Consider the following 19,459-nt stretch of genomic DNA (forward strand, 5'->3'; position numbering starts at 1 on the left):
GACCGTGAGTATATCCCCGAATGAAGTACCGTTTGCCGGAACCGTGCCTTCGCCCAAAACTGAAAACGAGGGAATGATTACCGGTAGCTGGCGGACCCGCCGTCCCATCTTAGACGCTGATAAATGCACGGAATGCCTGATTTGCTGGATCAGCTGCCCCGATTCTTCCATCAAAGCGGCGAGTTCGGGAATGGAATTCAACTTGAAATACTGCAAGGGCTGCGGCATTTGCAATGAGGTTTGTCCCGTAGGGGCCATCAGCCTGGTGCCTGAATTAGACTTTGAGGATTAGATTGTAGGAGGTGAATGAATAATGGGTGTTGTCAAGCGGATTTCCGGCTGCGTAGCCACTGCCAATGCAGTGAAGCTCGCTGACGTTGATGTGATTTGTTCCTATCCAATTCGTCCCTATACCGGCATTATGTCCGAACTCGCGCGCATGGTCGCCGATGGAGAATTAGATGCTGAGTTTGTTTACGGCGAGGGCGAACATGCTCAGTTAAGCGTTGTTTACGGGGCTTCGGCCTCAGGAGCCCGTACCTTCACCGGTAGTTCCGGTGTGGGTGTAACCTATGCCATGGAAGTGTACTCTCCGATTTCCGGGGAAAGGCTGCCGGTGCAAATGGCGATTGCCGACAGAACCCTCGATCCCCCGGGAGATTTCGGTTCCGAACATACCGATGCGCTCTGTACCCGTGACCAAGGCTGGATTCAAGGCTGGGCCTCCAACCCGCAGGAAGCGTTGGATATGACCCTCATGTATTACCGGATCGGGGAAGATCCGCGTGTGCTCCTGCCCCAATATGCCTGCCAGGACGGATATTTTGTCTCCCATATTCTAGGCGAAGTAGAGATTCCAGATGCGGCTCAAGTCAAAGAATTCCTGCCCCCGTACAAGAACCACCACGTCCTGGATGTGCGCACACCCCAGATCATCGGTGCCCAGATGGAGCCCAAAATGGGGCCGGGCATGCAGTACCAGCGCTACGTAGCCATGGAAGGTTCCCGCAAAGTCATCGAAGAAGTGCATGATGAATTCGGACGGATGTTCGGGCGCAAATACGATCCGTGGGTTGAAGAATTCATGACCGATGATGCGGAAGTTGCCATCTTCATTCAGGGCGGTCACGCCGAAACGGGGAAAACGGTCGTGCGCCGTCTGCGCAGCCTGGGAGAAAAGGTCGGCCTAGTCCGGCTGCGCACTTTCCGTCCGTTCCCGACTGAGCAAGTCCGTAATGCCCTTTCGAAATTCAAGGCGGTTGGAACCGTGGACAACTCGGTTAACTTCGGGATTTCCGGGGCGGCCGGCGTGCTCTTGACCGAGGCCCGCACGGCTCTGTACGGCCTGGGTGACAAGATCCCGACCGTAGGCTTTGTCGCCGGTTTGGGCGGAGAAATGATTACCCATGATGAGTTCTACAAAATGTTCATGAAACTCAAAGAAGTTGCGAAAGCCGGCAAAGCGGACAAACAAAGTTACTGGCTGCCGTTTGAACTGTAAGCTTTGAAAGGAGGGAATCACGTGTTAGAGGAAATCAAATCCTTACGTAAAGCACCAGAAGAAGAATACTATGTTCCGGGGCACCGCACCTGTGCCGGCTGCGGTCCAGCCCTGCAATACCGGTTGGTGGCCAAAGCTGCAGGCCCCAATACAATCTTTTTAGGCCCCACAGGATGTATGTACGTTGCCAACACAAGTTATGGCTGCGGTCCCTGGGCAGTTCCCTGGATTCATGCTCAGATCACCAATGGCGGTGCGGTAGCTTCCGGGATTGAGGCCGCCTATAAAGCCATGATCCGCAAACATAAGACAGATGCTGAATTCCCCAACATTATCGTCATGGCCGGGGACGGCGGCTCGGCTGATATCGGCTTGCAAGCGCTTTCTGCAGCCTTCTACCGCGGGCATAACATTCTCTTTATCGCCTATGACAATGAATCCTATGCCAATACCGGGATCCAAACCTCACCCACGACACCTTATGGTGCCTGGACCACCTTCTCCCCGGCCGGCCCGGTGATTCCGGAAGGGAAAAAGCTGATGCCCAAAGACCTGCCCAAGATGATGGCTCACGGGCATCCGGAGCTTAAATACCTCGCCACCGCGTCCCTGGCCTATCCCCTTGACCTTATGAACAAAGTGCGCAGAGGCTTAAATGCTCAAGGCCCGTCCTTCTTGTACGTCCATGCGCCCTGCCCGAAAGGCTGGAGTTTCCCCGCGGATAAAACCGTTGAAATGGGTAAATTAGCGGTTGAAACCGGGATGTTCCAACTGTACGAATTGAACGAAGGTCAGTACAAACTCACTTACCAACCCAAAGAAATTAAACCGGTTGAAGAATATATCAAGCTCCAGGGGCGTTTCTCCCACCTGCAGCCTGAACATATTCAAAAGCTGCAGCAATTTGCCAACGGCAGGTTGAAAGAAGTGGGTATCGAAGTCAGCGTCCCTGCTCAGTAATAGATGCTCTATATCCCCAAACGCAACCCCGGGTCGCCATGGCGGCCCGGGGGAGCATCGCTTTCCTCCCAGTTTTCAGGTCATTGCTGCGAGATTAGAAACATAAATGAATAAGACCTGAAATTAAAAAAAAGGTCTAAAAAGGGGGAAAGTTATCAGAAAATTTGCTCATTAAGGGAGGTGAGAGTATGACTTAGGGGGAAAAAAGCGATTTGTGCATTTTCGTGTGCATGAAATGAAAAGGAGGGTGGTCTCTTTTATGGAAAACAGCCAGAGTCTCAACCCTAAAGAGGTTTATGGCCCGATTCTAGGGAATCGCTGGATCCAGCTCATCTCCGCAGTCGTCGCCATGATCATGATTGCTAACCTGCAATATGCCTGGACGTTATTCGTACCCGGGCTGACTGAAGCTTTTGGTGCTTCCCGCACCGCCATCCAGTTTGGTTTTACACTTTTTATCTGGTTTGAAACCTTTGCCCAACCGATTGAAGGATATTTGCTCGATCGTTTTGGGCCTCGCTTATTCTTTACCGCTGCCGGGATCATGGTAGGTGTAGGCTGGACCGCCATGGGCCTGGTTCAATCCCTGTCTGCTCTGTATTTCTTCTATGCCTTGGCCGGTCTTGGAGCCGGGTTCATTTACGGTGGCAGTGTTGCTGTCGCGATCCGCTGGTTTGGTGATAAACGCGGTTTGGCTGCCGGAATTATTGCCGCGGGTTTTGGTGCCGGTTCGGCCCCGTTTATCCCGATTATCGGCAGCATTCTCTCAAGTTCGGGTATTACGGCAGCATTTGTTTCCACCGGTATCTTCCAGGGTATCGTCATCTTAATCGTTGCTCAACTCTTGCGCTATCCGCCCGGAGCTGCTAAACATGCAGCACATGCTAAGGCGGATGACAATGATCCGAACCGCGGCTTCAAACCTTGGGAGGTGTTACGCCAACCTCAATTCTACTTAATCTATATCATGTTCCTCTTCATGACCATTGGAGGCTTGCTCCTCACGTCAAATGCGAAGCCATTTGCCAAAGACGTCGGTGTACTCAACTATTTCGTCATTTTAGGGGTTACATTTGACCGCATCGGCAATGGAGGGGGCAGGGTATTCTGGGGCTGGCTATCCGATAAGTTCGGCCGTGAGAACATCATGTTTGTCGGCTTTACTCTCAATGCCATCTTCACCGCTACCTTCCCCTTCTTCGGCACCAACGGCTGGGGTTACGTCATCTGGATGTTCCTGATGATGGCGACTTGGGGTGAACTGTTCTCCCTCTTCCCGTCTTTGAATGCCGATCGTTTCGGGACAACGTATGCCGCCAGCAATTACGGACTTCTCTATAGTGCGAAAGGGTTTGGAGGGATATTCGGCGGGGTTGTCGCGACGGCCATTGCCAGCAGCTATGGCTGGACGGTGGTGTTTGTGGCCTCAGGCTTATTGGCATTTGCTTCAGCCGTGGGAGCTTTAATCGTGAAGAAGCTGCCAAAACCCACGCGTCCCGGAATGTCCATCGATCAAGGAATTAGCGAAGGGATCTAGGGCCATCAACACATAGTTTGGTGCAATTAGCTTGGTACAATGTTAAAAAACCCTGGGTATGAGGTAATCGGAGCTTTGTGACATTATTGGGGAGTAATCTTGCCGGGTTACCCCATTGCTTTAGCGATTACCTTATTCCCAGGGCAAAATTTAGCCCTGAAAAGGTTTAACTTTCACATATTAGCTTAAAGAAATTATAGCCTACTCCATTAACGTTTGCAAGAGGTTTTTGGTATACTGGTATACCAAAAACTAAATGAGCGCATTTTTGATCCCAAATATGATTTTTGACCTGCGTGTCATTAATCCATCTAACTGGGCTAATGCGCTTGTTTAGTTGCATTGATGTGCCCTCAGATTTATACTTAGGAAAAAATAGCGAAACAAAGCAAAAGAAAATAGAAATAGGAGAGAAATTCAACTGAGGAGAGAAGATGGATTAAGGGGAGAAACTGTATGAATAAGGTTCCTGTGATGGCCGCAAGTGATATCTTTCCAGCTTATCAAAATACCCCGATTGGTCGCTTGTTAGAGTACCATAATCTGAAGCAGACACATACCAAATATTCCGCTCCGGAAATTCTGATCGGGATGTGTATGGATCATCGCAAAAGCTTGAATATCCCTCCTAACTTTGCCTATATCATCCGCACCGGAGGAGGGAACCTGCGCTATAACGAATTTAAGGTCTCTTATGCGATTGGGGTCGGCAATGTGGGGGCAATCGCTCTCATTGCCCATAACAACTGCGGCATGGTGAATTTAATGTCCAAGAAAACGGATTTTGTGAGTGGCCTGGTGACCAAGGCCGGATGGAACCCGGCCGAAGCAGAAGAACATTTTCTGAATTTCGCTCCCATGTTTGAGATTGATAATGAGCTGACTTTTGTCGTGAGTGAAGCCAAAAGACTGCGGTTTCGCTATCCTAGGATTCAAGTGGCACCCTTATACTATAAAGTCGAAGATAACTTGCTTTATCAGATAGAGGAAGAGTAGGTTCGCTTAATTTGCTCGGAAGAAAGATCTAGGAAAAAATTTTACAGAATGCCTTGAGAATATACAGATAATGGTATATAATTATGACCAGGTAATAAATTATTACCTGGTCATAATTTTTCAGAATTCTATTATACTCCTGATATCCAGGTGTGTGGGGAGGGATTTATAATGCAAAAGGTTGCGTTTGATGAAGACCGGTGCAAGGGGTGTGAACTTTGCATCGAGGCCTGCCCCGTAAACATTATTTATTTAGGAGACCATCTGAATGCGATGGGGTATCATCCGGCCCAGGTACTGGATCAGGGCAAGTGCATCGCTTGCGCTTTCTGTGCCCGCATGTGCCCGGATGCAGCGATTACGGTCTGGAAGGAGGGGGCAAAGTGAGCAAGGCTTTGATGAAAGGGAACGAAGCATTGGCTGAGGCGGCGGTGCGTGCCGGTTGCCGCTTTTTTTTCGGTTACCCGATTACTCCCCAGAATGAAATACCGGAATATCTATCCTGGCGTCTGCCGGAAGTGGGCGGGGTCTTTATCCAGGCTGAATCCGAGCTGGCCGCGATTAACATGGTTTATGGGGCCGCAGGTTCGGGCGCCCGGGTGATGACGTCTTCCTCCTCCCCGGGGATTAGCTTGAAGCAGGAGGGAATCAGCTACATAGCTTGTTCAGAGCTGCCATGCGTGATTGTGAATATGATGCGGGGCGGTCCGGGCTTAGGCGGAATTCAGCCGTCGCAGGGAGACTATTTTCAAGCGGTGAAGGGCGGCGGGCACGGAGATTACCATCTTTTGGTCTTGGCTCCGGGCACCGTTCAGGAAATGGCGGATTTGGCGTTTAAGGCTTTCGCTTTGGCCGATGAGTACCGCAACCCGGTAATGATTCTGGGAGACGGAATTTTGGGCCAGATGATGGAGGGGATAGAGCTTCCGGAATTCCAGGATCTGTCCGAACTCCCGCCGAAGCCTTGGGCTACGACTGGAGCCAAAGGCCGGGAACGCAATATTATCAATTCCCTGTACCTGGAACCGGAAGTATTGGAACAAGTGAATCTCAGGCTCCAGGACAAATACCGTTTAATGGCGGAGCGGGAAACGATGGCCGAGAGCTATTTGACCGAAGATGCGGAAATTGTCCTTGCAGCTTACGGGACCGCTGCCCGGATTGCCAAAGCGGCCGTAGATAAAGCGCGGGCCGCTGGGATTAGGGCAGGGCTCTTCCGGCCGATTACTCTCTATCCCTTTCCCAAGTACGAACTGCGCCGGGCGTGTCAAACTGCGTCCCAGGTGCTGACCGTTGAATTCAGCGCCGGGCAGTTTGTGGAAGATGTGCGCTATCACCTGGAGTTTAAAGTGCCGGTGCATTTCTATGGCCGGGTGGGAGTGGTTCCGACGACCAAGGAAATTTTGGAAGAGGTTGTCCGCTTAGCAGGGAGTCAGGGCAGGAGTCAGAATTCAGAAGTCAGAAGTCAGAATTCAGAATTCAGAATTCAGAATGAAGGATTCTGAGAACGTCATTTTAGAAGTTTACTAACTCCAAAAAGATTCAAAGGTAATTCGGATTTTTACACTTGATAAACCGTTTTCTAATCCTGCCCTGAAAATAGACGAGGGGCAATTACTTAGCGAACCGTAGAGCAGAGGAGCGTCGAGAGCGCAGTTGATTCAGCGTTAAGCAGCGTCACGGTTCACTTCAGGTATTACCCTAAGGTTTGGCGCTGTAGCTGAATCAACAAGCGAACAGCTCCGGCGCGTGGTGAGCGGGTAATGCACCTTGGCTATTTTCATCTATCAGTGGTGCCGCATAGCGGCATGGGAGTCTGACTACTGACTCCTGGGTACTGACTACCGAGATCTCCTGCGCGTATGGTGTTTTTATGGTGTTATGTTGAATAGGAGGGAAGAACCGATGACGATTGTTTATGAACGCCCTCAAAGCTTAACTGAGGTGAAAACTCATTATTGTCCGGGCTGTACGCATGGCATCATTCACCGCTTGATTGCCGAGGTATTGGATGAGCTTGACGTCCGGGAGCAGACCATCGGAGTCGCTCCGGTGGGGTGTGCGGTCTTGGCTTATAAGTATTTTAATGTGGATATGTACGAAGCGGCGCACGGGCGGGCACCGGCGGTTGCGACCGGAATCAAACGGGTGAACCCTGATAAAGTCGTCTTTACTTACCAGGGAGATGGGGACTTGGCAGCCATCGGTACGGGGGAAATTATTCATGCCGCGGCCAGGGGAGAGAAGTTCACCACCATTTTCGTGAACAATGCGATTTACGGCATGACCGGAGGGCAAATGGCCCCCACAACCCTTGCCGGTCAAGAGGTCACGACCGCGCGCGGGGGGCGTTCTCCGCAGAGCCACGGCTACCCGATCCGCATCTCGGAAATCCTTGCGACCCTGGACGGAGCGGCCTATATTGCCAGGGTCTCGGTTCATAATCCCCAGGAAGTCGTGAAGGCCAAGAAGGCCATTATGACCGCTTTTCAGGCGCAGCTCGAGGGCAAAGGGTTTACCTTGGTGGAAGTTCTGTCCACCTGTCCTACCAACTGGGGGCTTTCTCCGCGGGATGCGCTCACTTGGGTAAGCACGAACATGATCCCGTATTACCCCTTAGGTGTGAAGAAAGCTTTAACGAAGGAGGGCGTTGCGAGTGCATGAAGAAATTATGATCGCCGGCTTCGGCGGGCAGGGAGTTCTCTCCATGGGGCTGCTCTTAGCCTATGCCGGAATGTTTGAAAACAAGCATGTCAGCTGGATTCCTTCTTATGGCCCGGAAATGCGAGGGGGTACGGCCAACTGCCTGGTGGCCGTCGCCGATGAGGCCATTAGCTCTCCTCTTTTTTCTGAACCCACTACTTTAATGGTCTTAAACCGGCCTTCGCTGGAAAAGTTTGAGCGGGATTTGATGCCTGGCGGCCTGTTAATCATGAATTCCTCCCTTATCGATATGGAACCGAAACGGCGGGACATCCGGATTTTCAAAGTTCCGGCGAACACCCTGGCCCGGGAGAGGCTCGGCAGTGAGAAAGTCGGAAACATGATCCTATTGGGGGCTTATTTGGCTTTCAGCGATTTAGTGCGGGAGAATTCAGTGACCCAGGCCTTGGTCAAGGTATTGCCTGAGCACCGGCATCACCTTATTCCGCTGAACCGCCAAGCCATCGAGCTGGGACGGGAGCTGGCCGGTTCCGGTTCAAGGCGGGTCCATCGAAACGCAGTGTAAAGACAAAGACCGGGATAAATTCCCGGTCTTTTCAATCAACCGGCATTTCTTTAATAATACTTTTTATTTTTAGGTGTGATAAAACTCACACCTAAAAAAATGTCCCAATCACATCAAGAAGCTAGGAATTAAATTAGAATGAACCCAGTAAATGAACTTGCGCAAAAATAAACGAACAAATTAAAAGGAGGACTCAGAAAAATGAGTATGTTCTGTTACCAATGTCAAGAGACAGCCAAAGGAAGCGGCTGCACCATTAAAGGGGTGTGCGGCAAGACGGAAGATGTCGCCAATTTGCAAGACCTGTTGATCTATACCCTCAAAGGGATCTCTATCTATGCCGTCCAAGCGCGGGCCTTGGGCATCGAGCGCGCCGACGTGGATAAATTCATCATGGAAAGCCTATTTGCCACCATTACGAATGTAAACTTCGATAAGAATATTTTCATTGGCCGCATCAAGGAAGGCCTGGCCTTGCGCGAGCAACTGAAACAGGATATCCTGGCTGCGGGCGGAACCCTGCCGGACAACCTGCATGATTCCGCAAGCTGGTACGCTGACAATGCCGCTGATTTGGAGCGTAAAGCAGCGACCATCGGGATCCTGGCCACTGAAAATGAAGACATCCGCTCTTTGAGGGAGCTGCTCACTTACGGGCTCAAAGGGATGGCTGCCTATGCCGAGCATGCGTATGCTCTGGGCTATAACGACCCGGAAATCTTTGCCTTCATCGCCAAAGGTCTGGCTGCCACCACGGACGACAGCTTGGGCGCCGATGACTTAGTAGGCTTGGCTATGGAAGCCGGAAAATACGGCGTTAATGTCATGGCCTTATTGGATAAAGCTAATACTTCAACTTACGGCAATCCCGAGATTACCAAAGTCAACATCGGCGTACGCTCCAACCCTGGCATTCTGATCAGCGGCCACGACCTCAAAGACCTGGAAGAACTGCTCCAGCAAACCCAAGGGACCGGCGTGGATGTCTATACTCACGGAGAAATGCTCCCGGCTCACTACTACCCGGCATTTAAGAAATACTCCCATTTCGTGGGCAACTACGGTAATGCCTGGTGGAAGCAGGAGCAGGAGTTTGAGTCCTTCAACGGACCGATTCTCATGACCACCAACTGCCTGGTGCCGCCTAAAGACTCTTACAAAGACCGCGTCTACACCACCGGTGTGGTTGGGTTTGAGGGTGTAAAACACATCCCTGACCGCCAAGAAGGAAAAGCAAAAGATTTCTCAGCCATCATCGCCCAGGCTAAGAAATGCCCGCCTCCTACGGAAATTGAGCGCGGGGAGCTTGTCGGCGGCTTCGCTCATGAACAAGTCCTGGCCCTCGCAGACACCGTAGTCAATGCTGTCAAATCCGGCGCCATCAAGCACTTCTTCGTCATGGCCGGCTGTGACGGCCGCATGAAGAGCCGTTCCTACTATGGCGATTTCGCTGAAGCGCTGCCGAAGGATACCGTGATCTTAACGGCTGGCTGTGCCAAATATAAATACAACAAGCTCAACCTGGGCGATATCGGCGGCGTTCCGCGCCTGCTTGACGCCGGACAGTGCAATGACTCCTACTCCTTGGCAGTTGTAGCCTTGAAGCTTAAAGAAGTCTTTGGCTTAGACGATGTCAACAAGCTTCCGATTTCCTACAACATCTCCTGGTATGAGCAAAAAGCGGTGATCGTGCTCTTAGCGCTCCTCTACCTCGGTGTGAAAAATATTCACTTAGGACCGACGCTTCCCGCCTTCCTGTCTCCGAACGTAGCCAAGGTTCTGGTTGAGAACTTCGGCATCGGCGGCATCAGTACGGTGGAAGATGATATGAAGATGTTCCTTGGATAATTTCAGCCCGCTCACAGCCTATGTGGCAAAAAAGATTTGCCCATGGGCTTTTTTTCATGTGCTATAATTAGTATTCAGGAGTCAGAAGTCAGAATTCAGAATATCAAAAGAATATGTCTTGGGCAATTTCACTAATTTCGAAAGAGAATTATTTGCCTGAAATATTTGTTGATGGATTAAAAAATTTATTTCTCAGTTATATAGACGTAACCCAATTTTTTTTCTCATACTGACTCCTGAATTCTAAGCAAATATAATACTTGCATTGTTGTGGGTTTCCTATCAGATTAGTCCCCTTCTTCACGTCTATAGAGATAGAGCTGGGGAGGAGGTTTTGCGGGCTGTGCACAGTGATTCCTCGTTTAATGAAATCTATGAAAGTATTTTTCCGCCCATCCACCGGTTTGTGCGGATGAGAATTCCGGCACCGGATGTGGATGATGTGACGGCGGAGATTATCGTTAAGGTGTGGCGGGCCCTGCCCCGGTTTGACGGCCGCAGCTCGCTTAAGACTTGGGCTTTGCGCATTGCCTGCAATCGGGTGGTGGATTATTACCGGGCGCAAAATAAGGTGCCGGTGCTGCCGCTCGATGACGATTTAGCCGTGATCCGCTCTCAAGCCGATCATAGCGAAAACGTGACAACCTCTCTTTCCATCAGTCAGACCTTGGCCCAAATGCCTGAGCCCCAGGTCGCGGTCATTCAACTAAGGTTAATCGAAAGTTTAAGCGCTGCAGAAGCCGGGGAAATCCTGGGTATGACCAGGGATGCGGTCGACAGTCTCCTGTACAGAGCCAAAAAGAGTTTCCGCAGAATCTATGCTTGGGAAAGCACAGGAGGTAGCAGCCGATGACTAGGCAAGACGATCCATTGCTGATATGGGAACAGGACGGTGACTTGGAACGCATGAAAGCATTTTTTGGCGGTCTGTCCCATAGTGAAGATAAAGAACGGATTAAAGAAATGGTCCTGGCCAGGCTGGCCCAGGATGGGGTGAAGGAAGCCGTTTTTGAAGGGATTTCTATGAGCAATCCACTGCATGAGGCCGGTAAGGCCAGGCAAGAGGTGGATGAGACCGGACCAATCTTGCAAGAACTAGATGTGCCCGGGCAGTTAGTGAGCGAACCTAAGCACTCGTTAAAAGAACCGGGGCGGGCCGCAAGGCTTAGAAACCTGCCCCGAAATCTGAAAACCAAGGGACAAAACATTTGGCGGCGTTGGGGCTGGAAGCTGGCTTTCCCGGCTGCGGCCCTGGTGTTAGTGGTCTTTATCGGGCAGGCAGGTTTATTCGGTGAGTTTGGACGAGTGAGTTTCTCAAAAGCAAAGAGCGGGAGCATGCTCGCTGACCAGCCTATGGAGGCAAGTTCACCGGATAATGCGGTTAAGTCAGAAATGCAGAGACAAGATTCCCAGCCTTCGACGGCGGCGGGAATGGCCGGAGCCGGACAGCCTCAGAGAAGCTCAGACGGCCAGAACATGACAAAAGAATTTGCCTTAGCCCAGAAAGACAGTACATCCTTTGCTACGGCCATCGTGCCGCCGGTTCCCGGGCCGGTTGTACCCCCTGCGGATGCGGATTTGCCGCGCAAGATAATCCAGAACTTAAACGCAACCTTGCAAGTGGAAGATATTGAGTCTTCGCTGCAAAAGTTAAGTGCTATGGCTCAAACCATGGGCGGATATGTGGTGGATTCCCAAATGGATAATCAACAGAATGCGGGTAATTCGACTGCGCACATTACGTTCAAGGTTCCGGCAGCCAAGTTTGATAGCGCGCGCAGCAGCTTGAGTGAAACCGGAAAGATACTGACGCAGCATCTGTCTGCAAATGACATTACCAATCAGTATTATGATGCGGATACCCGGCTCAAACACTGGCAGGCTGAGGAAAAGCGCTATACGGATATTTTGAACCAGGCCAAGACGATCGAGGACATTCTCAGGGTGGAAGAGGCCTTAAGCAACATCCGGATGCAGATTGAACAGCTTCAGGGACAGCTGAAATTATGGAATCACGAAGTCGCGTTCTCCACCATCCAGGTGCAGCTTCAAACCAAACCGAATCCGGTAAAAGTTGACGAACCATGGCAGCCGGTGGCCTGGAGCAAAACTTGGGAAGCCGCTCAGAATGCCGTCCTTAAGACGATCAGCTCCATCTGGAATACCCTGAACTACCTGATTGTCGGCCTGGGTTATGCCTTGCCGTTCGTCATCCTCGGAGGAGCAGGATACCTCGGGTACCGGCAATGGCGTAAATCAAGGTCTAAGTAAGTGTTCTAAATGAGTATAATGGTCTACTCAAAAAGTAAAACCACCTGCCGTCCATAAGCAGGTGGTTTTCCGTGTTCGCGAAACGCAATCAATGCGTGTTCCCGATGTCAGCTCATCATTAGTTTAAACGTTTTCGATCCCTTTGTCAAAAGCACTTTTTTCCTGGAATCACATTAGGCCTGCGGCTCTTTTGTGTTAGAATAAGTTAGAATGATAATGTTAGAAATATTCTGAAGCAGCTCGGATTTTGTCGAAGAGGTGATATTGATGGAAAAATTGATCATTACCGTAGCCCCCACCGGCAATGTCCCGACCAGGGAACAAACTCCGCATGTTCCGCTCACTCCGAAAGAAATTGCCCAGGATGCTTTTGACTGCTGGAATGCAGGGGCCGCGGCGGTTCATTTTCACGCCCGGGATGAAGAGGGCAAGCCTACGCACCGCAAGGAGGTTTTCGCAGAGATTCTGGATGAATTTCACAGTAAGAACTGCCCCATGATTACTCAGATTTCCACGGGAGGGCGGGCTGGTTCCGGACTGCAGCGGGGGGAGGCCTTGGATTTGTGCCCCGAAATGGGTAGTCTCACCACCGGGTCCACCAATTTCCCCAACCGGGTCTATGACAATGCCCCGGACTTGGTGGAAGCTTTGGCAAAGAAAATGTTCGAGAATAATATTAAGCCGGAGCTGGAAGTCTTTGACGCAGCCATGATCAATAACGGGGTTGTCCTGGCCCAGAAGGGGCTGCTCAAAGGCCCGCTTTACTTTAACTTTGTCCTGAACGTCAAAGGCGCTTTGCCGGCCACTCCCAAAAACTTGTTTTTTTTAATGGAAAGCTTGCCCCCGGGCGCGCTTTGGAATGTTTCCATCATCGGCGAGCCCCATGTGCGGCTGTCTACCATGGCCATTCTCCTGGGCGGGAATGTGCGGGTGGGAATCGAAGATAACATTTACTACAGCCGCGGAGTCCTGGGGACCAACGCCCAGCAGGTCGAGAGAATCGTAAAGATCGCGCGCATGCTTGGGCGTGAGATTGCAACCCCGGATGAGGCAAGGGAGATTCTGGGATTGAAGCCAAAAGCTTAGAGGTTATGATAAGATTGTGGCGGAAAATAAGGGGGAGACTTAAATGCCTGAGATCAGGACGATAGCAATTATTGGAGCCGGGACAATGGGGCATTCCATCGCGGCCGTCAGCCTGCGGGCCGGATTGAAGGTCAATCTTATTGATACCTCGGAAGCCGTGTTAGGGACTGCCGGCGTGAAAGTAAGAAAACTTCTTAGTACTCATGTTAACAGTGAGCCGCATGCTGCTTTAGCGAATCCTGATGCCTTCAGATCAAGGTTATATACCTATCTGTCCCTGGAAGAGGGCGCAGCCGGTGCTGATTTTGTCATCGAGGCCGTCCCGGAAAAGCTCTCTTTGAAACAGGAGATATTCAAGAAGCTGGATGCTCTGTGCCCGCCGGATGTGGTTCTGGCTTCCAACACCTCCGGATTGCCGATCACTTCGATTGCGGCCGGACTTCAGCATCCGGCGCGGGTAGTGGGAACCCATTTTTACATGCCTGCTGATATCATGCCGCTGGTGGAAGTCGTTCGCAGTGACTACAGCGGCCAGGAGGCCATGGATACGACGGTTAACCTCCTGCGTTTTCTTAAGAAAAAGCCCGTCGTGGTGAACAAAGACATCCCCGGCTTTATCGGGAACCGGCTCCAGCATGCGATTGCGCGGGAAGCGCTGTTCCTCCTCGACCAAGGAGTGGCAAGCGCCCGCGATATCGATGATGTGGTGCGCTACACCCTGGGCCTTCGCTTTCTCCACACCGGTCCCCTGGAGCAAAGGGATCTCAACGGCTTGGACATCGCCTTGAATATCGCGGAATATCTTTACCCGGCCCTCGAAGACAGCAAAGAGCCGCCTGCTGTCCTTAAGGAAAAGGTTGCAAGCGGCATGCTCGGCCTCAAAACCGGCCGGGGGCTGTTCGATTGGAGCGGCACCAGCCAGGAAGAGGTCATCGCGCGCAAGAGCGAGAAGTTAGCCAAGCTGCTTGACTTAATAGAATAAGACATATTTTCGAGCCGGAATTCAGGAGTCAGGAGTCCCTCTAGCAGTACTCAGAATTCAGAAGTCAGTACTCAATCAGTACTCAGAATAACATAGCTTCTTTTTCCGTCTCCTGCCCTGAAAATAGACGAGGGGCAATTACTTAGCGAACCGTAGAGCAGAGGAGCGTCGAGAGCGCAGTTGATTCAGCGTTAAGCAGCGTCACGGTTCACTTCAGGTATTACCCTAAGGTTTGGCGCTGTAGCTGAATCAACAAGCGAACAGCTCCGGCGCGTGGTGAGCGGGTAATGCACCTTGGCTATTTTCATCCATCAGTGGTGCCGCATAGCGGCATGGGAGTCTGACTCCTGTCTCCTGAGTACTCAGAGGCTTGTTACCCTGCTCAATTCTATCAGGATGTGCTCCAAATCCTGTACGTTATACCCGTCCCCAAGGGCTGAGGCTAATCCGGCGTAATATCCGGATATCTCAGCACCGGTTTCTGCTTTGAGTTTTTGGCTTTCTTGTTCGAACAGGGTTAGGGCTGTCTCTTTGAAGGCGGCACGATAGCCGTCAAGCCACGTTTGAACTTGAGGCTCCAGGCTTTTGACCAGCGCTTCCCGCATTTTAGTGCGTCCCTGTCCCTCAACCCAGTCTCGGGGGTTTTTATAGAGAGCGGGAATCCGGGCAAAGGACTGACGGTCCCGCTTTGGACCGGATAATTCCGGCCCTGCCATAGGGGAAGCCTCATAGGTGTTCTGTAAACGGCACTGGGGGTCGTAGGAATGGACGGACTCCAGAAATCTTTTGAGCATCGTATTTAGAGTAAAGCCGACGAACTTTTCTACCCTGAGGGAAGTGGCACGCAGCTCCTGGCTGAGGTCAATCTCAAGATCCTGCAAAAATTCATTTAAGCATTGCTGAACAGCCTGTTGAGGCTGTTCTTCTTTTGGTTTGGCCAGAATGAAAAAAGAGCGGTCGAAAATCGCGGGAAGACGGTGCCAAAAGCGCTGGTTCACATAGTAGAAAAGCTCATCAATCTCTTGTTTAATGGATTGTTCCTCGGCTGGAAACGAAAGTTGATTCACGGCGGTGAGGATCGCCTGTTCAAGCTTGCGGTAGTATGCGATTTTTTCTTCTTTCAGCGACGCATCCGTCTTCGCTGCTTCCAGGAGGCCTGCAACCTGTTCGGAGAGTCTTTGGATTTCCGTAGCAGCCCCTTCTATGGCCAGGTGGGTTAAATCGTTTTCGATAAAGGAGTAAAAGTTCGTTTCAAAAGCTTTAAGCCCGGACTGAGTCAGACTCTGATCAACAGAAGGCAGATCTGTCTCCGCTGAGGGCAGAGCCGCCCCCGCATCCAGCTTCAGGAGTTTGCGGTACAATCCTTCGGCTGCGGGCTCAAGCCTGCCGGACGCGGCCAGTTTAGTGAGTAAGGCCAGCTGGCTCGAAACCGGGAAAATCCGGGGACGGGTAATGTCACTGGCCCGTAGATTTTGTTCAACATGGGTGAGCACCAGCTCCAGCTCCCCGGGAGACTCGGCCAAATCCGCGGCATTAACCAAGAAAAACATTTTATCCAGGGCAAACGCATCTTTGACCTTGCCCAGCTGGGACAAGAATTGGGCATCTGCTTTGCAAAAAGGATTATTATAGTAAGTGACGAACAAGACGGCATCCGCATTTTTGATATAGTCAAAGGAGACATTGGTATGGCGGGCATTGGTGGAATTTGAGCCCGGGGTATCCACTAAGACCACTCCAAGTTCAGTTAGGGGACAGGAAAAGTAAAGCTCGATACTTTCCACAAAACAGGCCTTATCTTCCTGTACCACAAATTCACGGAATTCAGCAAAGCTGACGCTTAATTCCTCCCCTAAATGTCCAAATAAGGCGGCTTGTCCCCGGGCTACGGCTTGGAGAAAACTAAGGTGGGGTTTTGCATCCGGCAGGACATCCAGAGAAGCTAATTCCGGGATACGGAGAAGGGCTTGATTCAGGTCTTTTACGCTGATGCCGCAGACAGAAAGGGAGAATAGGACGTCTGAGGTCAGGTCAGCCGGGCTTTTTAAGTGGACTTTGATCGTACCGTGCGGATATTCCTTTGTAGGCGGCAAAATTTTGTTAATGGCTGCGGTGGTAGGGATGGGCGACACCGGGAGTACATTTTCTCCGAGCAAGGCATTGGCCAGGGAGGATTTGCCCGCGCTGAAGGCACCAAAGAGTGCTACGGTAAAGAGGTTTTCTTCCAGCCGGGCTGCTCTTTGCTGAACGCGGACGACCCTCTGCTCAAATCCGGGCAGGGGTTTGATAAGGTCGGCACAGGCTTTTAAGGCTTGTGCACTCTGCCATAGCTTCGGGTGGGATTTCCTGACCTGGGGGGCTGAACTAGGACTGGGGGAAACGTCTGAGCCAGGGAAGTCACTAGTAACGTAGGAGCTGCTTGTGTTGGAGGGTGTACTTGAACTGGAATGGGGGGAGGTGCTGGAACCGGGGGAAGTGCCTGAGCCGGAGGGCGTGGGGTGGAGGGAGTCTTCCGATGAGGATAGATAAGCCCGCAGGTCGACTTCGGGATGGGCGGCGGCCGCTTGCTCCCAGAGTTCAAGCAAAGCGCTAAGGTGCTCCCGGTGAAGAGTATCCAGTTCCCTTAATTTTAGCCAAGATTTAAGCGCTCTGTTGAATTCACTGGCCCTGGCCTCCAGGCCGGATAATTCCTCGCTTATTTTCATCGAGGCCAGCTCCTGGGCGCGTTTAATCCAGGACCGGCCGCTTTGGCGGTACACGGACTTGATAGCCTCCCCCAGGTCGCGGGTATAATTTAAGACGTACTCCCCGGACACCAGGGCTCCGGGACGCACGGTCTGAAGCAGAAGCTCGGGCTCGAAGCGTACAGCCAGCTGGGATGCTTCCTCGGTATACCCATCTTGCGGCAGGTTATAGCGGGAGGGGATGCTTGCCAAAAGCGTGCGCATATGCCAGGTGAGGTGGGCCTCGGAACGGGCTGCCAATTCAGTATAAAGAAGGTGCAGGCGTTTGTCCTGTTCAGCCTTGGTTTTGGCAGAACCGGCAAAGAACCCGGCTTTAAATCCGGGCTGTCTTGATTCGAGGAATTGGTTTGCTAATTCCCGAGTTTCAAAACTAAACAAAGGGGCATTATCCAGAAGCTTGTCCAGTTCCGCCAAGATTTCGGACTCGATGGTTAGAGCCAGAGAGGTTAAATGTTTAATTTGAGTTTCAGTCTGCTCCAGGGCAAGAGTAAGCTCGCGTTCACTCGCGGATTGCTCCTGAACCCAGAGATGGGGCCGGCGCAAGTCGTCCTGCAGGGAGGAGAAAAACTCTCCGTGGCGTGTTAAGACATGCCTGACGGAACGGATGACCGTGGGATAGACAAGCTTTGGTCCGAGGGCGAGGAGCCGGGATAGGGTTTGCCTTAACTCTTCTAACTGAGACTCGGGATGGTGCTCGCTAAGGCTCAGGAGATACAGCCCGGCTGGGGTTAGATTCCACTGCCTGAAAGCATTCGTGAGTCTCGCGCGGAAATCGGCTAGGGAAAGCTCAAAGCTCACGTGCTTGTCGATCTGGTTGACCACGACGAGATAGGGAATTTGGCGCTGCTCCAGAGATTTGAGAAAAGAGAAATTCACCTGGGACTCTGCATGATTATAGTCCATGATATACAGGACCAGATCGGACATGAGCATGGCGGGATGCTCGGCCAGCCGACGGCCGCTTTCAAGGGAGTCAATCCCGGGAGTGTCGATCATAACCACCCCGTTAGGATTTTTAATGTTACCAGGTGTCAAAGAAGGTTTTAAGGAGGATTTTAAGGTAAGTTCTAAGTGATTGATGGTCTCATCCTGGCAGAGAGCCTGGAAGTCTGCATGTCCGGGGAATGGAATGAGGGCTGAGGGCTTATCCTTAGGCTTAATCGCTAAAGCAAAAGCATCATGCTTATCCTGCTTCAGATAAACAAAGTTTTTGCTGGTTGGGAGCGGGCTGACCGGGAGCAACTCCTGCCCGCCGAGCAGGGTATTGAGCAATTTGGATTTTCCGGCGGAGACATAGCCACAGCAGGCCACTGTTAACTTTTGGCTTATAAGTTTTGTACTTAGCTCTTTAACAATGTCCGCATTGGCATGGTCCCCGCAGTTTTCTAAAATTTGAAATATTTCATGAAGCTTTGCCCTCATTTCCGCCGGGGTTGGGCTTAACCTATGCACTATCATGCTGTCCTCCTAGTTTCCGCTGCTGCGGCGATGTTGGAATTTAACCACTCCTGTAAGCACGCTTCCCACCGGGCAGGCGTGGCTGCACCAATACCGTTTGCGATAGAAGTGCTGGAGCAAAAGGGCGGTTAATAAGCTGAAGACCATGAGCTGCAGCAGGTTAAGCCATAGAATGCCGGTCTGGTTAGAGAACAAAGCTATATTAAGCAAAAGATAAAGCCAAAAAACCAGGAAAATGATTTTCTTTAAGAGAGAAGGATTTGCGGGTTTTCTCTCTTCGCTATTTCTTGGCCGGTACATTCTATCTTGAATATACCCGATAGGGCAGACATGCGCACAATAACTTCTCTTTTTTTGGACGAAAGTCATCACCAGGGCGAACAGGATGACCCAGAGAATGGTGTACCATAATTTCAGAAAAAACAGGGAAAACAGAACGAGCCAACAAAAGAAAACAGCCTGCTGAACCGATTTGTTCATAAATGTTCCTCCATGGTAAGTAAGAGAATCTAAATTAAGAGATTCCTCGTTAGCGGGTTATGCTTAATTATACCCAGGGATGGTATTGCTAGCAAGATAGAGGGTTCACTTCGAATAGTGGATAAACTATTAATTACCCTAATTTGTGGAAATGCGGGTCTTTGACACTTGCGTTTATATAGAAATCCCTACAAGCCTTGAAAACAGGGCTTTTTTTATTGGAAAAATGTCAAATTCTCTTCAATTATTAGTGCGTAATTTTGCGTAATGTGTTATAATGTAAGGGATTGGAGGGGATTGTTGCTATGCGGCTTAGTATATCCAAGTCTAAAAATGCTACTTCGCTTTATGCCATACAATCTGTTTA

Annotated in this window: 16 protein-coding genes; 14 read left to right on the plus strand and 2 right to left on the minus strand. The window is 51.0% G+C overall.

Features of this window, described 5'->3' with window-relative positions:
* Window positions 1-4 precede the first annotated feature (4 nt).
* The 14 genes from J0X21_RS14825 to J0X21_RS14890 all read left to right on the plus strand — a co-directional run bounded on the left by J0X21_RS14825 (window position 5) and on the right by J0X21_RS14890 (window position 14,410).
* On the plus strand, window positions 5-292 hold the full coding sequence (locus J0X21_RS14825) for a 4Fe-4S binding protein (RefSeq protein ID WP_206812988.1): 288 nt from the start codon (window positions 5-7) through the stop codon (window positions 290-292).
* Between the two features lie 21 nt (window positions 293-313).
* Window positions 314-1,501, plus strand: coding sequence for an oxalate oxidoreductase subunit alpha (locus tag J0X21_RS14830; protein ID WP_209011446.1), 1,188 nt, complete (start codon window positions 314-316; stop codon window positions 1,499-1,501).
* A 21-nt stretch (window positions 1,502-1,522) separates the two neighbouring features.
* Window positions 1,523-2,461: an oxalate oxidoreductase subunit beta gene (locus tag J0X21_RS14835; RefSeq protein WP_206812989.1), complete on the plus strand. Its 939-nt coding sequence runs from the start codon at window positions 1,523-1,525 to the stop codon at window positions 2,459-2,461.
* Between the two features lie 259 nt (window positions 2,462-2,720).
* Window positions 2,721-3,998, plus strand: coding sequence for an oxalate/formate MFS antiporter (oxlT, locus tag J0X21_RS14840; protein WP_206812990.1), 1,278 nt, complete (start codon window positions 2,721-2,723; stop codon window positions 3,996-3,998).
* Window positions 3,999-4,454: 456 nt separating this feature from the next.
* Entirely contained in the window at window positions 4,455-4,994 is a 540-nt protein-coding gene (locus J0X21_RS14845; protein ID WP_206812991.1) for a carbonic anhydrase, read from the plus strand.
* Window positions 4,995-5,165: 171 nt separating this feature from the next.
* A complete protein-coding gene (locus J0X21_RS14850; RefSeq protein WP_206812992.1) occupies window positions 5,166-5,381 on the plus strand; it encodes a 4Fe-4S dicluster domain-containing protein in 216 nt (71 codons plus the stop codon).
* Window positions 5,378-6,499 (plus strand): 3-methyl-2-oxobutanoate dehydrogenase subunit VorB, encoded by a 1,122-nt coding sequence (locus J0X21_RS14855; RefSeq protein WP_206812993.1) that lies wholly within the window; start codon window positions 5,378-5,380, stop codon window positions 6,497-6,499. The genes J0X21_RS14850 and J0X21_RS14855 overlap by 4 nt, the downstream gene beginning before the upstream one ends.
* 400 nt (window positions 6,500-6,899) lie before the next feature.
* Window positions 6,900-7,658, plus strand: coding sequence for a thiamine pyrophosphate-dependent enzyme (locus J0X21_RS14860; RefSeq protein ID WP_206812994.1), 759 nt, complete (start codon window positions 6,900-6,902; stop codon window positions 7,656-7,658).
* On the plus strand, window positions 7,651-8,223 hold the full coding sequence (locus J0X21_RS14865; RefSeq protein WP_206812995.1) for a 2-oxoacid:acceptor oxidoreductase family protein: 573 nt from the start codon (window positions 7,651-7,653) through the stop codon (window positions 8,221-8,223). The genes J0X21_RS14860 and J0X21_RS14865 overlap by 8 nt, the downstream gene beginning before the upstream one ends.
* A 201-nt stretch (window positions 8,224-8,424) precedes the next feature.
* Window positions 8,425-10,071, plus strand: coding sequence for a hydroxylamine reductase (gene hcp / locus J0X21_RS14870; RefSeq protein ID WP_206812996.1), 1,647 nt, complete (start codon window positions 8,425-8,427; stop codon window positions 10,069-10,071).
* Between the two features lie 343 nt (window positions 10,072-10,414).
* Complete coding sequence (locus tag J0X21_RS14875) at window positions 10,415-10,924, plus strand: RNA polymerase sigma factor (protein ID WP_206812997.1); 510 nt, start codon at window positions 10,415-10,417, stop codon at window positions 10,922-10,924.
* Window positions 10,921-12,342: a DUF4349 domain-containing protein gene (locus tag J0X21_RS14880; protein ID WP_206812998.1), complete on the plus strand. Its 1,422-nt coding sequence runs from the start codon at window positions 10,921-10,923 to the stop codon at window positions 12,340-12,342. Before J0X21_RS14875 ends, J0X21_RS14880 begins: the two co-directional genes overlap by 4 nt.
* A gap of 267 nt (window positions 12,343-12,609) precedes the next feature.
* Window positions 12,610-13,428: a BKACE family enzyme gene (locus J0X21_RS14885; RefSeq protein ID WP_206812999.1), complete on the plus strand. Its 819-nt coding sequence runs from the start codon at window positions 12,610-12,612 to the stop codon at window positions 13,426-13,428.
* Between the two features lie 43 nt (window positions 13,429-13,471).
* Complete coding sequence (locus J0X21_RS14890) at window positions 13,472-14,410, plus strand: 3-hydroxyacyl-CoA dehydrogenase NAD-binding domain-containing protein (RefSeq protein WP_206813000.1); 939 nt, start codon at window positions 13,472-13,474, stop codon at window positions 14,408-14,410.
* Window positions 14,411-14,772: 362 nt separating this feature from the next.
* Here the strand turns inward: J0X21_RS14890 and J0X21_RS14895 are convergent, their stop codons facing one another.
* Together J0X21_RS14895 and J0X21_RS14900 are read right to left on the minus strand one after the other, a co-directional pair.
* Window positions 14,773-18,612, minus strand: a complete 3,840-nt coding sequence (locus tag J0X21_RS14895) for a dynamin family protein (protein ID WP_206813001.1) — start codon at window positions 18,610-18,612, stop codon at window positions 14,773-14,775.
* A gap of 9 nt (window positions 18,613-18,621) precedes the next feature.
* Window positions 18,622-19,092 carry a 4Fe-4S binding protein gene (locus J0X21_RS14900; protein ID WP_206813002.1) on the minus strand — a complete coding sequence of 157 codons (471 nt, stop codon included), beginning with the start codon at window positions 19,090-19,092 and terminating at the stop codon, window positions 18,622-18,624.
* Between the last annotated feature and the right edge of the window lie 367 nt (window positions 19,093-19,459).

This window comes from Paradesulfitobacterium ferrireducens (genome assembly GCF_017310645.1).
GTDB lineage: Bacteria > Bacillota > Desulfitobacteriia > Desulfitobacteriales > Desulfitobacteriaceae > Paradesulfitobacterium > Paradesulfitobacterium ferrireducens.